Source organism: Cohnella phaseoli (assembly GCF_003386235.1).
GTDB classification, from domain to species: Bacteria; Bacillota; Bacilli; order Paenibacillales; family Paenibacillaceae; genus Cohnella; species Cohnella phaseoli.
In genome coordinates this window covers 49217-62194 of record NZ_QRDZ01000020.1, presented here as the reverse complement: position 1 = coordinate 62194, position 12978 = coordinate 49217, and the positions used below count along the sequence as shown (strand labels likewise).

At 53.6% G+C, this 12978-nt stretch carries 10 protein-coding genes; 6 read left to right on the top strand and 4 right to left on the bottom strand.

Annotated elements, in window-relative coordinates; genetic code table 11:
* Positions 1-85: 85 nt before the first annotated feature.
* Positions 86-376 (bottom strand): hypothetical protein, encoded by a 291-nt coding sequence (locus DFP98_RS23030; protein WP_116062964.1) that lies wholly within the window; start codon positions 374-376, stop codon positions 86-88.
* Positions 377-654: 278 nt separating this feature from the next.
* Between DFP98_RS23030 and DFP98_RS23025 the strand changes: the two genes are divergently transcribed.
* From DFP98_RS23025 to DFP98_RS23000, 6 genes are all read left to right on the top strand, one after another.
* Complete coding sequence (locus DFP98_RS23025) at positions 655-1782, top strand: family 10 glycosylhydrolase (protein ID WP_181917884.1); 1128 nt, start codon at positions 655-657, stop codon at positions 1780-1782.
* Positions 1783-1906: 124 nt separating this feature from the next.
* Positions 1907-2767, top strand: coding sequence for an ABC transporter permease (locus DFP98_RS23020; protein WP_116063035.1), 861 nt, complete (start codon positions 1907-1909; stop codon positions 2765-2767).
* A 25-nt stretch (positions 2768-2792) separates the two neighbouring features.
* The gene (locus DFP98_RS23015; RefSeq protein ID WP_116062962.1) at positions 2793-3686 is read left to right on the top strand and encodes a carbohydrate ABC transporter permease; all 894 of its coding nucleotides are present in this window, start codon (positions 2793-2795) and stop codon (positions 3684-3686) included.
* Between the two features lie 54 nt (positions 3687-3740).
* Positions 3741-5339: an extracellular solute-binding protein gene (locus DFP98_RS23010; protein ID WP_116063034.1), complete on the top strand. Its 1599-nt coding sequence runs from the start codon at positions 3741-3743 to the stop codon at positions 5337-5339.
* Between the two features lie 150 nt (positions 5340-5489).
* Positions 5490-6311, top strand: a complete 822-nt coding sequence (locus tag DFP98_RS23005; protein WP_181917883.1) for a response regulator transcription factor — start codon at positions 5490-5492, stop codon at positions 6309-6311.
* An 18-nt stretch (positions 6312-6329) separates the two neighbouring features.
* Positions 6330-8096, top strand: coding sequence for a sensor histidine kinase (locus DFP98_RS23000; protein WP_116062960.1), 1767 nt, complete (start codon positions 6330-6332; stop codon positions 8094-8096).
* Between the two features lie 297 nt (positions 8097-8393).
* Here DFP98_RS23000 and DFP98_RS39820 read toward each other — a convergent pair whose 3' ends face one another.
* From DFP98_RS39820 to DFP98_RS22985, 3 genes are read right to left on the bottom strand one after another with little or no spacing between them, the layout of a single operon-like run.
* A complete protein-coding gene (locus tag DFP98_RS39820) occupies positions 8394-9344 on the bottom strand; it encodes a hypothetical protein (RefSeq protein ID WP_246016656.1) in 951 nt (316 codons plus the stop codon).
* Entirely contained in the window at positions 9341-10618 is a 1278-nt protein-coding gene (locus tag DFP98_RS22990) for an alpha/beta hydrolase family protein (RefSeq protein WP_116062959.1), read from the bottom strand. The genes DFP98_RS39820 and DFP98_RS22990 overlap by 4 nt, the downstream gene beginning before the upstream one ends.
* Positions 10619-10630: 12 nt before the next feature.
* Positions 10631-12976, bottom strand: coding sequence for an alpha-L-rhamnosidase-related protein (locus DFP98_RS22985; protein WP_116062958.1), 2346 nt, complete (start codon positions 12974-12976; stop codon positions 10631-10633).
* Between the last annotated feature and the right edge of the window lie 2 nt (positions 12977-12978).

Here is a 12978-nt window from a genome sequence, read left to right as displayed (position 1 = left end):
TCCGGAGCTGTTCCGGAAGAACTAAGCGGCTTAACATCAAAACACCTTATTCCGGAGTCTTGGCGGAATAAGGTGTTTTGATGTTCTAGCTTTTCTCGTTATATTCCCTAGTTGCCGTATCCAGCATCGCTTTCCAATTCGCAAAATCCGTTTCCCTTGCGATATGGCGATCCAACAGCTCTTCAAGAATATTGTCTATGTCTTCCCAAGTCTTGGCTTGGAAATTGCCTTTCTCCAGAAGCTCGTCAAAGCTTGCCGAGTTGGAATGCCTGCTAATAAACGCTTCATTAAACAGCTTGCCCAACGAGATATGGTTCGGATCTTCCTGAATCGTCTTCTGGCCTTGCAAATCCTTCAACAGTTCATCGAACGACATTGGCTTTTGCTTTCTCAAATCCCCACTCCTTGAATGTAGTATCCCCTCTTAATTCTGCACGAAGATATTTTTTTTACAAGCTTTTTATTATGAGTTGCTCAAAAAAGGGGCTTATCCCTGATCTGCATCTCGCTTCTGAAGCAGCTCGACGGGGCAATCGCCACCATCATTGATTTGTTGCACTTATTGTTGGATATTGCTGTGGTTTTGCGTTTAGAGAACGCTTACTATAAAGTCATCGACCGGTCGAATAATCCATTAAGGTGGGTATGGATAACATGACTAAGAAGCATTCTTCTAAGCTTGCCTTTGTCTTGGCCGCTATATTGTTGGCGAGCTGCGCAGGTATTCCCCAAGCCCCGTCGGCGCAAGCGGCGAACGGCCCCTTCGTTACCGAAATCATCGTAAGAACCGTTGAAAATTTCAAAAAGCATGCGGATGTCGTCGCCTTCATGAAGAACGCCGCCAAGCGTCATGTCTCCGTCATCAATCTGAACGTGAAGGAAGACGAAGACGATACGGTTCCTTCCGGTTACGTGTTCTACGACAGCGATATTGCCCCCATCGCGCAAGGTTACGCCCAGTTCGACGCATTGGCCGACGTCATCGCGGAAGCGCATAGCCGGAACATTCAAGTCAGGGCCTGGATCCCGCAGTTTCACGATAAGGCCGCCTTCGATCACGATGCTTCCTGGAGAATGATGGCGCTTAAGAATGGTCAGGTCGTGCCATTCACCGGATCGAATAACAATGAATATTTCGTTAATCCAATCCATCCGGACGTACAAGCATACGAACGCTCTATCATTAGAGAAATCGTGTCCAACTACGACATTGACGGGGTCGTATTGGATTGGCTGCGCTTCGACGACTACAACATGGACATGAGCGACTATACGAGACAAGCGTATAACGCCGCTTATGGCTATGACCCCGTAACAATCGACTTCACGACCGATAACGCACAGAGAACGCAGTGGAACGATTGGAGAACGACTCAGATTGCGAACTATGTGCGCGACGTAGAAGCGGATATCGAGAGCATTGTCCCCGACCTCTTTACGGGCGTATATATTTTGCCCCCGGAATTCGAGGAAGTCGGCCAAGATGTAGAGAAATTCAAGAACTACGTGGATTTCATATCTCCGATGGCTTATTTCGCCGACTGGGACTTCCAGCCTTCCTGGGTATACAACAGCACGGGAATTTTGGCGCAAACCAAGGCCAAGATCGGCGCCAAAGAAATCATACCCGGACTGGACGTCTGGTGGAGCAACGCGCAATACCATGAGATCTACGCCGGAATCCGCAACCAGCTTCCGGAAATTCAGAATCTGTCCTTCTTCCTCTACGGCAAATGGACGGACAACGACCTCAAGAAAATCGATAACCGCAGATCCTGGTAAGTACGCGGCAAGTATTGCGGCAGCCGCCCGCTGCCGCAATACGTGAAGTTCATCGCAATCCCGCTTAAGGAGGATCTCCGTGAAGACAAGAAGATTATTCCTGCGTCAATGGGATTTACAACTAATGGTGATCCCTGCTCTGCTCTTTATTTTCGTCTTTAGTTACGTTCCCATGTACGGCATTCTGATCGCGTTTAAGGAGTACGACATTTTTCAAGGCTTTAACGCCAGTCCGTGGGTCGGATTGGCTAACTTCAAAGAGTTTCTTTATGCCCCGGAATTTACGACGGTCATTCGCAACACGCTCGGCATCAGCTTACTGAAGCTTATCGTCGGTTTTCCCGCTCCGATCGCGCTGGCTTTGCTGCTGAACGAGGTTAAAATTCCGCTCTTCAAGAGAGTGGTGCAGACGGTCAGCTACTTGCCCCATTTCTTATCCTGGGTTATCGTGTCCGGATTCGTGGCGACCCTGCTCTCCGCCGATTACGGGAGCTTGAATATCGCTTTGGAGAAGCTGCATCTGATCGACGAGCCCGTCAATTGGTTGACGATTCCCAACTACTTCTGGACGATCTTGATCGCAACCGGGCTGTGGAAAGGCGTAGGTTTCGCGTCCATCGTCTACCTTGCCGCAATCTCCGGCGTAAATCCGGACTTGTATGAAGCCGCTTCCATCGACGGAGCAGGTCGATTCAAGAAAATCTATGCCATTACCCTGCCCTGTATTATGCCGGTTATCTCTATTTTCCTGATTCTTGCGATCGGGGATTTGCTCAGCGCCGGATTCGAGGACATTCTGCTGCTGCAATCGGATATTGTCCGAGATGTGTCCGACGTCCTGGATACGTACGTGTATAGAGTAGGCATCCGGAATTCGCTGTTCTCTTACGCTGCCGCAGTCGGGCTGTTCAAAGCGATCATCAGCGTTGCCCTGCTGACCATCGCCAACGCCATTGCCCGGAAATCCGGCAATAGCCTATGGTAAATACCCTCAGTTTGGAGATTACTTCATGAAAATATCCTATGGTGTGCGATTATCGTCGGGTGTCATCTATTTTCTCTTGGCGTTGCTCGTATTCGTTACCTTCTATCCGTTCTGGAATTCCGCGGTTATCTCCTTCAACACCGGGTCGGACACGTCGCTCGGAGGGGTCACCTTCTGGCCGAGAGACTTTACCTTCGATAACTACGAGGTCGTCTTTCAAGACAAGCGGCTTACCCAGGCCTTCCTTATCTCCATACTGCGGACAGTAGCGGGAACGTTGCTTTCTATCTTATTGACGGCTATATTCGCATACGGGATGTCCAAGAAAGAGCTTGTCGGCCGCAAGTATTATATGATCTTCTGCATCATTCCCTTATATTTCGACGGGGGCTTAATCCCCTCCTATATGCTGGTCCGTTCGCTCGGATTAATGAACTCGTTCTGGGTGATGATCATCCCGGCTCTCATCAGCATCTGGAATATGATCGTATTTCGGACTTTCTTCCGGCAGCTGCCCGATAGTCTCGAAGAATCGGCCAGAATGGATGGATGCGGATATTGGAAGACGCTGTTCCGCATCGTCTTGCCCATCTCGGGGCCGGTCGTCGCCACATTGGCTTTGTTCACGGCCGTAGCGCATTGGAACGATTGGTTTACGGCGACGCTGTACATTTCGAACGCCAAGCTGCTGCCGATCCAGACGCTGCTTCAGCAGATCCTTAGCTCCAATATCATGTCGGAGCAGATGATGCAGACCAGCTCGGCCGCTCAAAGCCATATGGCATCCGCCCGTACGATTACGACCAAATCGCTGACGATGGCCACCATGATGGTCGCTACGATTCCTATCATTCTCGTATACCCTTTCGTTCAGAAGTATTTTGTCAAAGGCGTAATGGTAGGCTCATTAAAAGAATAACAAATAGACGAATCGAGGGGATCTCCGTTGAAGAAAAAAAGCTTTGTTGTCGGTATGCTGCTGTCCGCTGCGTTAGGCTTAGCGATCGTCATTGCGGGATGTTCGAATAAGGAAAAGGAAAATAGCGCTCCCGTCCATGAATCCAGCGCTTTCGTATTCGGCGAAACGCCCGTGGAGTTTTCCTTCTACGGCAATTACGACTGGTACACCATGCAGCCTTGGGGAGAAGACCCCGCTACCCAATGGATCAAGGAAAATAAAAAGGTGAACGTCATCCCCGTCCCCGCTCAAGGAGCATCCGTTCAGAAGTTTAATACGATGGTCGCCTCCAAGGATTTGCCGGACGTTATGTTCATGGATCGAGGTCCTTTAGTGGAAAAGCTGCGCCAAGCCGGGAAACTCGTTCCGCTTGACGATTATCTCGATAAATATCCGAATCTGAAGAAATACGCCGGAGAAGAAACGCTGAACATGCTCCGATCCGACGACGGCAAGCTCTATCAATTTCCGAACTGGTATACGTCTACTCCGATGGGCAACGGAGGATATATGATCAATAAAACCATCTACAAGGAGCTGGGCTCCCCCAGGCTGGAAACGTTCGACGATCTGTATGCCTACTTGAAGCTCGTCAAGGAGAAGTTCCCCGACGTCATTCCCTTCGACATCGGCTATGGAACGCAAGGCATCAGCATTCTCTATTCCGGATTCGGGGAGGATCACACCGCCGCTTACACTTCGTACGGGTTCGTGCCTTCGGGCGACAAGCTGACGTCTCTCTTCGCCAATCCGGCATTCAAGGAAACGATTACGTTCGCCAGCACTTTGTTCCGCGAGAAGCTCATTACCCAAGATGCCCTTACGCAAACGAGAGATCAAGTCGTCGAAAAGCTAAATACGGGTAAAGTTGCCGTATATGCTTCCTACGACACGGCGGATCTGGGCAGCCAAGCGACGGTCGAGTTGAAGAAGAACGATCCTAACGCCGGATATACGATGATCTGGCCGCTGCGCAAGGAAGGCGTAGATCCCAACAAAGTCTATCCCAACAACTACGACAGCATCGGCTGGAACGTTAACGTCATTACGACCGAAGCCAAAAATCCGGAGGGGATATTCGCTTACCTGGATTGGTTAACGGGAGAAGAAGGAGAACGTATCATTTTCTGGGGACCCGAAGGCTTGTATTGGGAAGGAACGGATGAGGACGGCGCGCCGATCTGGACGGAGAAGTTCAAGACAGACGTGGAAGAGAGAACCAAATTCATGGCCGTTACGGACAGCTTTCAATGGGCCGGCAATACGAGCTTTATCGACGGTTCCAAGGCGAGCAACAACATGAAGCTGCCGGAGGATCAACGCGATTGGGCGGCGGAAGCCCAGTTCACGATTGCATGGAAAACCTCCTTTAACACGACGCAATTTTCCAACTTGACTCCGGATCCCGCATCCGAGGAAGGCAAAGTTCTGCAGAAAGTAGCGGATATCGAAACCAGCGTCATTGCCAAAGGTCTCTATGCCGGAAGCGATGAGGAGGTCGAGAAAATCATCATGGATGGCGAGGATGCCGCGAATAAAGCCGGTTACGTTAAGCTTCTGGAGTACGAAACGGCAAGGTGGCAAGAAAATCTTAAAAAAATGAACGGCAAATAAACCGGAATGCCCTGCTGAATTCAAGAATCGACTTCGAATACACTTCAAGTGATGCTTCGTGATCAAAATTGGACTTTTTGAACTACCTCTAGAGAGTATACTAGAAATAGTATGCTCTTTCGGCATGATACAGGAAAAGGAGGAATCCGGATGTACAACGTGCTGCTTGTGGACGATGAGGATTTAGACTTGGAGGCGTTGCGAAGATTCATTCCGTGGGAGCAACTGAACATGCAAGTCGTAAGCGCGCAGAACAGCGCGATTTCCGCTGCCAAATACATCGACCAAGCGGAGCTGGACGTCCTTGTTACCGATATTCGCATGCCCCAGATGTCCGGCTTGGAGCTAGCCAAGCTGGCGCAAGAGAGAAACAAAAACATACGAATCGTCTTCATTAGCGGGTACGAGGATTTCGCCTACGCCAAGCAGGCTTTAAGTCTTAATGCCTGTTCCTATATTTTGAAACCGGTTAACGACAACGAGGTCTATGAAGCTTTAACCAAAGTAAAGGAAATGCTGGACCAGGAACAGAACCGGAAGCAAACGGAAAGAGCCTATATGGAAATCGTGCAAGCCCGGAGTACGGATCGCAAGCCTCCATTGCCCGACCTGAAACAAGCCCTCGCGGATTGCGATAAAAAGCAAAACAAGAAAAACTCAAAATTAGCTCAGGAAATTATCGCCTATATTCATGCTCATATTCATGAAGTCATTACTTTGCGAAATGCCGCGAATACCTTCTCCTACACCCCCAATTATCTCGGGTTAATGTTCAGGGAAGAAACGGGAGTCGCCTTTACGGATTACGTGATTCAAGCGCGTCTTTTGAAAGCCCAGGAGCTGCTAACGGATACGAATCTGAAAATATATGAAATCGCGGATAAAGTAGGTTACCGGAATCTGAATTATTTCAGCAAACAATTCAAAGATTGCTTCGGAATATCTCCGTTGGAATTCAGAAGGCAAAGCTGATCGGGGGCAGGCATTCGGATGGAGGACACGCGTAAAAGATATATTCCTTTCGGCTATAAGCTATTGATCTCCTATATTCTTATTTGCCTCGTGCCGATTATCGCGATCGGCTTATTCTCTTATACGACCTTCATGAGCTCGATGAAAGAGCAAAAACGCGACAATATGATGGAAACGCTTCAGCAGATCGGGGACAATGTCGCTTTCAAGCTTGACGATATACGCCGTATATCCGATCTCCTGTACAACGACGACACCCTTGCTAGAGATATTCAGAACTATAACATGGGCTGGGATAGCTACGAGAGTACCGTCAGATATGTCATTCCCAAATTCCAAAGCACGATAAACGCCACCGGGCAAGAGATTCAATTGACCGTTTACATGAACAATCCGGCGTTTCCCGAAATCTACGGAAAATCCGAGCAGCAGATCGATCCACTCGGGGTGCAGAAGCGTTCGTTCGAAATGTACAACATTAGCCGCATCGAGAATGAAGATTGGTACAAGCGGTTTCCGGAAGAACAATACGGGAAAACGATGTTATGGCAGCAGGTCGGAGACGATCGCGAGCATGGCAATATTTCCTTCCTGCGCAGACTGGTCGACTCGAGCGACCCGTTCACGCACAGTCAAATCGGCTTTATCCGAATTACGACCAAGATCGCCGGAATTTTTCAAAGCCTGGATTATCGCAAGCTGGGAACGGGTACGTTGGTGTTTGCCATCGATGCTCGGGACAGGATCGCGTATTCCTCGGAGGATACTTTAATTCATCGCAATCTGGTCGACTACGCATCGGATAACAAGATGGTCATCTCGCAAGAGCTCCCCGGAATCAACATGAAATTAGCAGCGGTAATTCCGATCGAGCTCTTGGAAAACAACGCGAAGCGGCTCGCGAATTGGACCGTCCTCGTCTGTCTGATCAGCATATCCGTATGCGCCATTGCCAGCATCTTCATTTCTCGGGTGTTCTCGAAACGGATCGGCAAGGTGGTTTCCTTACTCCGCATGTTCCAAGAAGGCGAGTTCGACAAACGAATCCGCTATAAGGGCGGCGACGAATTTACGTTCATCGCGTCCGGGCTGAATCAATTGGGCGAGCATATGAATCGGCTGATTAAAGAAACGTACCTGACCAAGATAGAAAAGCAGGAGCTCGAGCTGGAATCGCTGCAAGCGCAGATCAACCCTCATTTTCTATACAATACGCTGTCTTCGATCAGCCGATTGGCCAAATTCGGGGAGCTGGAGAAGCTTCAATCGATGGTCATGGAGCTGTCCAAGTTTTATCGATATTCGCTGAACAACGGCGAGACGCTCATCTCGGTCGCCAAGGAACTCGAGCAGATCAAAGCGTATATCGAGATTCAAAAAATCAAATACACGGATCGGTTGGTCGCCGAATTCGAAGTGGACCCTTCGGTTCTGGCCTACGACACGGTTAAGCTGATCTTGCAGCCTTTCGTCGAGAACGCCATCGAGCACGGTTGGAGCGGAGAAGGAATTATCCGCATCGGGATTCATGCCGTCATGGACGGGGGGCATATCGTCTTCCGTATCATAGACGACGGATCCGGGATGAGCGAAGACACGATGGTCCAGATCTTCAAGCCGAACGACGGAGTCTATTTAGGTTATGGGATTCGTAACGTCGAACAGCGGATCCGATTATATTTCGGCAACGAATACGGGGTGTCCATTCGGAGCAAGATCGGCGGGGGCACCGAAATAACGATTACGATCCCCGCCACGACCAGACAACGAATAAATTCGGATTGAATCGTATTTTTCGCCAATTCAATCCATGGAAATCGAACTTTTACTGCGAATCTGTCTATTTGCACACAAATGTTTACGCAGGGAATTTAGCCGAAAAATCGTACAACGCAGCTCGAATCAGGCCCAAAATGAGAATATTTGTTCGGGAAATCGTACAAAGCACCTCAAATCGGGCTCAAACGATGGAAGTTTGTATGAAAAACCGTACAAAGTCGCTTAATCGATCATCCTTGTACGACCCTGCTTATGGGACACCCCTATTACTCTCGCCTAGCATTGCCGGACTGCCGGACTGCCTTAGAAGATCCCCATATCCCGGATCTGCATCTCGCTTCTGAAGACGCCGGGAACTTCCCAGCCGATATAGATCGCTTCCAATCCGAGATCGGAATAGGAGACCCCGTCGAAATAACCGTTCTGCTTGGCGATCTCCAGCGCCTGCTCGATGTGCGGCTGCAGTTCGACGTCGACGCGATGCCATTGTCCGTCTCCGGTCGGCGAATCGTACAGGCCGCCGCCGTCAAGCGTATAGATGAGCTTGTGCGTGTCTCCCGCCGGGTTGAAGCCGCTATCGATGTGCCATTCTCCCGGCGGAACGTCGTGGCGGTTGTCATAGATCGGCACGCAGAAATTGAGGAAATCCCCGCTTCCGGAAAGATCCCCGACGATAAGATAAAATACGGCAATCGAGGCGTGAAGGCCCGGATCGTACTGTTCCGGCGACATCAGGGACTCGGACTCCGTAATCCGCGCTTGAAAGCGCAGACGCAGATCGTCCCGGTCCGCGAGCCTGTACGGGCTGCCGTACCGCTGCTCAAGGTACAGATGCACCCAGGGGTCGGTCGGCCTGACCCGAGGCGTGTCGTACTCCTCTCCCGTATCGACGCGGAGCGTCACGGTTCCGTCGTCCGCTACGGCCAGCGTTTTGGCCGCGTTCTCGTACGTATACATTTTGCTGTCGCGCTTTCCAGTAATTTTGGAGATATCGCTCTTGGAATTCCATTGCGACACAATCCATTCCGACTTCAGCCCTTCCAGATCGCGGCCGAAATCCAGCTTTCCGCTTACGCGGGCCGCGCCGGGAATCGGATGGAATACCATCGCTCCGCGCTCGAAGCCCGTATCGAGAATCCAATTGCCCGCCGATTCGTTGTCCGCTCCGGACGGCGAACGCGTGCAACCGGTCTGAGCGAGCGGGATAGAGATAGCCAGCAGCCAGCAACCCAAAGATCGAAGAATGCGGTTCATTCATTCGCCCTCCCTGCTATATCCGTCAGCCCGACGCTGACGATATAACCTCTCGCGTCTATGGCATTCGCGTAGTAGGCTTTCGTCTTGGCGGGCAACGCGGCTTCGATCCGCGGCTTCAGACCTTCGTCCGTAGGCACATTCACGACCCGCTTGCTCCATACCGGACTGAGTCGATCGGATACGTTCAGCGTATAGTAGAACTCCGCGCGGACAATCGGCTCGGGACTATCCAGCTCGATTGAGACATCGACGCCGTCGATCCCGTCCCGCCATTCGTGACGGACGGTGCGTGCCAGCGGGGCGGACCCGGATACGACGCTGTCCGCAAAGGCGTAAATTTCCGGCGGACGGACGGCTTCCTCCTGATTGTGCGGCATGCCGGGATGAATGCTCAGAACGGCGTTATCCTTCACGACCTCGTAGGACTTGGTAAATACGGTCAGCGGAAAATGCGCGTCGTTATCCCCGTTCACCCACAGCATTGGCAGCTTGGCGCGCTGCAAATAGACGGAAGGCTCCCATAGACGCTCGAACCTCGCCCGGGTTTCCTCCGGCCAGCTCCGATAAGCGTCGCCGAAATAGCTTTCCGACTCCGCTACGAATCCGCTGCCGTAGACCGGAATCGCGAAGCGGTACCGCTCGTCGGTGCCGACCGCAATTTCCGTCAATACTGCGCCCCACGACACCCCGACGATTCCAGTACGCTGCGGATCGACTCCCGGCAGCGAACGCAGAAGCGAATGCGCGAGGGCGATGTCCGCAACGGCATGGTAAGTCCATTGCTCCCGCTCCGGCCTGTCGATGTCCTTCCATACCGGCTGATTGGCCGGTCCTCCCCATTCGTGAGGCTTGTATCCGCCTGCCTGCTCATCCCACTCTGGCAGATGACCTTCCAGATCCATCGCGATGGCGGCATAGCCGCGGCGGTTCCATTCCCTTACCCAATCGACATAGGCGGTACCGGCGCCGCCGTGCACAAGAACGACGGCCGGTACCCCGGCCTCGCCAGCAGCTGTTCCCGATTCCGGCATGCCGACGTAAGCGAATACCTTCGTCGGTTTATCTTCATACGGCAGACCTTCATAGAATAGCGCCCTGACGCCGTCTGCGGCATCATGCTCCGGCGCATAGGCGAAAGCGGGGATTTCCATTAGCCTCTTCCTTTCCCATGGTCCCGAATCCGGCGCTGTCCCGCATCCCGGAAGTCCGAGGATCAGGAGCGCAGCGGCGATAAGTGCGGCGACCGCGCTGACGGCGACCTTGGAGAACATCGCATTTCCCCCTTAACCGGAGCTGCCCGGCATGCGGCAGGCGAACTCGGCGCCATCCTTCCCTTCGACGCGCCGAACCGTTCCGTCCGGCAGCCGAACGTCCGCCGACCTCCCGCGCAGCCCGGCTACCTCTAGCCGGAACTCTCCTTCGGAAATGCGCCAAGCGACCTCCACCGGTCCGTGCGGGGTTACGGCTTGGCCTTGCGCCCATTGCAGCGGACCCGGCCGCGGCTCGATCCGGATGCGTTCGTATCCGATGCCGTCCGGCTTTACGCCGAGAATTTCGGACGTGAATTCGTACAAAGGCACGGCTCCCCAGGCGTGGCAATCGCTGCGTTGGGACACCGGGTCCTCCAGCCATGTCGTCAAATGCAGACCAATCTGATCCCGCCACCGATCCCACAGCGCGAAGCTAAGGTCGTATCGCCCGGCCGAGGACAAAGCGCGGAACAGAAAGAAAGCCATCGAGTAAGACACCTGTGGCAGCGAGGAATCCTCCATCAGCCGTTTCGCCAGCTCAGACGCTTCCTGCCCGTGTACCGCTCCCGAGAGAATCGCCCAGATTTGCGCATGCTGACTGTACGACTCCAGCTCGGGTCCGTCCCGGTACAAGCCCCGCTCGGCCGAGCGGCAGCGGGCGTTGACCGCCGCGAGAATTTCCTTCGCGCGGCCCCTGTACTCGCGGGCTATCTCCTGCCTGCCGGTTGCCTCGTTGATGAAGGCGGCCTTCTCCAGCGCGTCCGCATACATCAGGTTATACACGGTCAACGGGCCTTCCGAAGACGGAACGCCGCGCGTCCGCTCCCACTCCTTCACCCAATCGACATAGGACCAATACCCTCGCGGTGCGGCTCCGACGAGACCGTCGCCGCCGATCCGGCGTGCGAACCAGTCCAGCACGGCGTCCACGGTCGGACGGTAGCGCGCCGCATGCTCAGCGTCTCCGTAATACAGCAGGTGGTCGTATAGCATCATGATCCAATACAACGCGAAGCCGGGAATGACCTGCGGTTGAATCGACGGATAGCGGCTCAGCAGCATGCCGCCGGGCAGCAGCGAGCTATGGAATTCATAGATCGCCTTGCGCGCCAATCGGTCGTCCCCGCTAATCGCATACGTGAACATCGCCTGCAGACGGGTATCCATGCTGTACTGCAGCTGCTCATAGAACGGGCAGTCATAGTAACCCTCGTGCATGCAGCGTTGCAGCGTACGCACGCTGACGTCCCACAACGGCCCCAGACTGGAATCGGAGGCTTCGAAGGAAGCCCGAACTTCAAGCGGGTAGCCGGTTTCCCGGTAGTACGCGCGATGAATGACGAGCGGCTCGCCGCCCGCCTCGACTTCAAACCGGATAAAGCGGAACGTGCGGAACAGGAACGTTTCATAAACCTCGTCTCCCGCCATCCGGCCCGCCACCGAATACCGCTCGAGATACCCGCGCAGGACGTTGCCTTCGGCCTTATCGCGGACGCCTTTGACGCCGTCCTCCGATTCATAGCCCTCCGAGCACAGGAAGCGAATCTCGCTTCCCCGTCCGCCGGCCATCTCCATTCGCAAATACCCCGTCGTCAGCTCCCCGGCGTCCAGCTCTACGACCGCCTTGCCGTGCGCGGGCAGCCGAAGCCACTCCCGCTCGGACGAAGCCTCCCGCATTACTGCTCCCGGAGACATCTCCGCGCGGGTAACGGTCACGAAAGCTCTGTCCCGCTCGAACATCGGCGGAATCGTCCGCGCCGTAAGCTGCCAGGGCGTCAGGAAACCGTCGTGCTCCAGGTGGGTCCGTGCAATGACAACGGCCCGCTTCCAGTCCCGGTCGTCGAACTCCGTTTCCTGCCAGCCGTGCGGAAGCCGGTCTCCCTCGACCGACTCCCCGCCGCCGACGCAGGTATAGCTTTCCGGCAGGAACGCGATCGCGTCGTCCACCCGGCACAGCCACGACTCGTCCGTATCGAGCCGCAGCAGTTCTTGTCCATGCGGATCCGTTACCCTGCCTTGAAAAAGCAAAGCTCCGGTATGCGCGCTCGGAATCGCGGAAGGACGAGGCTCCCCTTCCTTATAATGCAGCACCTTCACGGCCAGCGTGTTAAGACCGTCTCTTAAAAAAGCGGACAAATCTATCGTTTCGTAATAGTGGGTCCGCAGATCGCCCCGGGCCGGTCCCGTCGACGCCGAAACGCCGTTCACGTACAGACGGTAGCGGTTGTCGGCCGACACTTCCGCGACCAAGCGGGCCGCATAGGCGTCCACAAGATGAAACGTTTTGCGGAAATAGACCAGCTCGTTGCCGTCCGCCCGCTCCCCGCGATTGCGCTCCGTCCAGATCCACGAGGCTTCCCACGCTTTATTTTCCTCCATTG

Excerpts from the sequence above, each read along its gene's own strand:
- DFP98_RS39820 (WP_246016656.1), bottom strand. The coding sequence starts at position 9,344 with ATGAACCGCATTCTTCGATCTTTGGGTTGCTGGCTGCTGGCTATCTCT.
- DFP98_RS23005 (WP_181917883.1), top strand. The coding sequence starts at position 5,490 with ATGTACAACGTGCTGCTTGTGGACGATGAGGATTTAGACTTGGAGGCG.
- DFP98_RS23030 (WP_116062964.1), bottom strand. The coding sequence starts at position 376 with ATGTCGTTCGATGAACTGTTGAAGGATTTGCAAGGCCAGAAGACGATT.
- DFP98_RS23025 (WP_181917884.1), top strand. The coding sequence starts at position 655 with ATGACTAAGAAGCATTCTTCTAAGCTTGCCTTTGTCTTGGCCGCTATA.
- DFP98_RS23015 (WP_116062962.1), top strand. The coding sequence starts at position 2,793 with ATGAAAATATCCTATGGTGTGCGATTATCGTCGGGTGTCATCTATTTT.
- DFP98_RS22990 (WP_116062959.1), bottom strand. The coding sequence starts at position 10,618 with ATGTTCTCCAAGGTCGCCGTCAGCGCGGTCGCCGCACTTATCGCCGCT.
- DFP98_RS23020 (WP_116063035.1), top strand. The coding sequence starts at position 1,907 with ATGGTGATCCCTGCTCTGCTCTTTATTTTCGTCTTTAGTTACGTTCCC.
- DFP98_RS23010 (WP_116063034.1), top strand. The coding sequence starts at position 3,741 with ATGCTGCTGTCCGCTGCGTTAGGCTTAGCGATCGTCATTGCGGGATGT.
- DFP98_RS22985 (WP_116062958.1), bottom strand. The coding sequence starts at position 12,976 with ATGGAGGAAAATAAAGCGTGGGAAGCCTCGTGGATCTGGACGGAGCGC.
- DFP98_RS23000 (WP_116062960.1), top strand. The coding sequence starts at position 6,330 with ATGGAGGACACGCGTAAAAGATATATTCCTTTCGGCTATAAGCTATTG.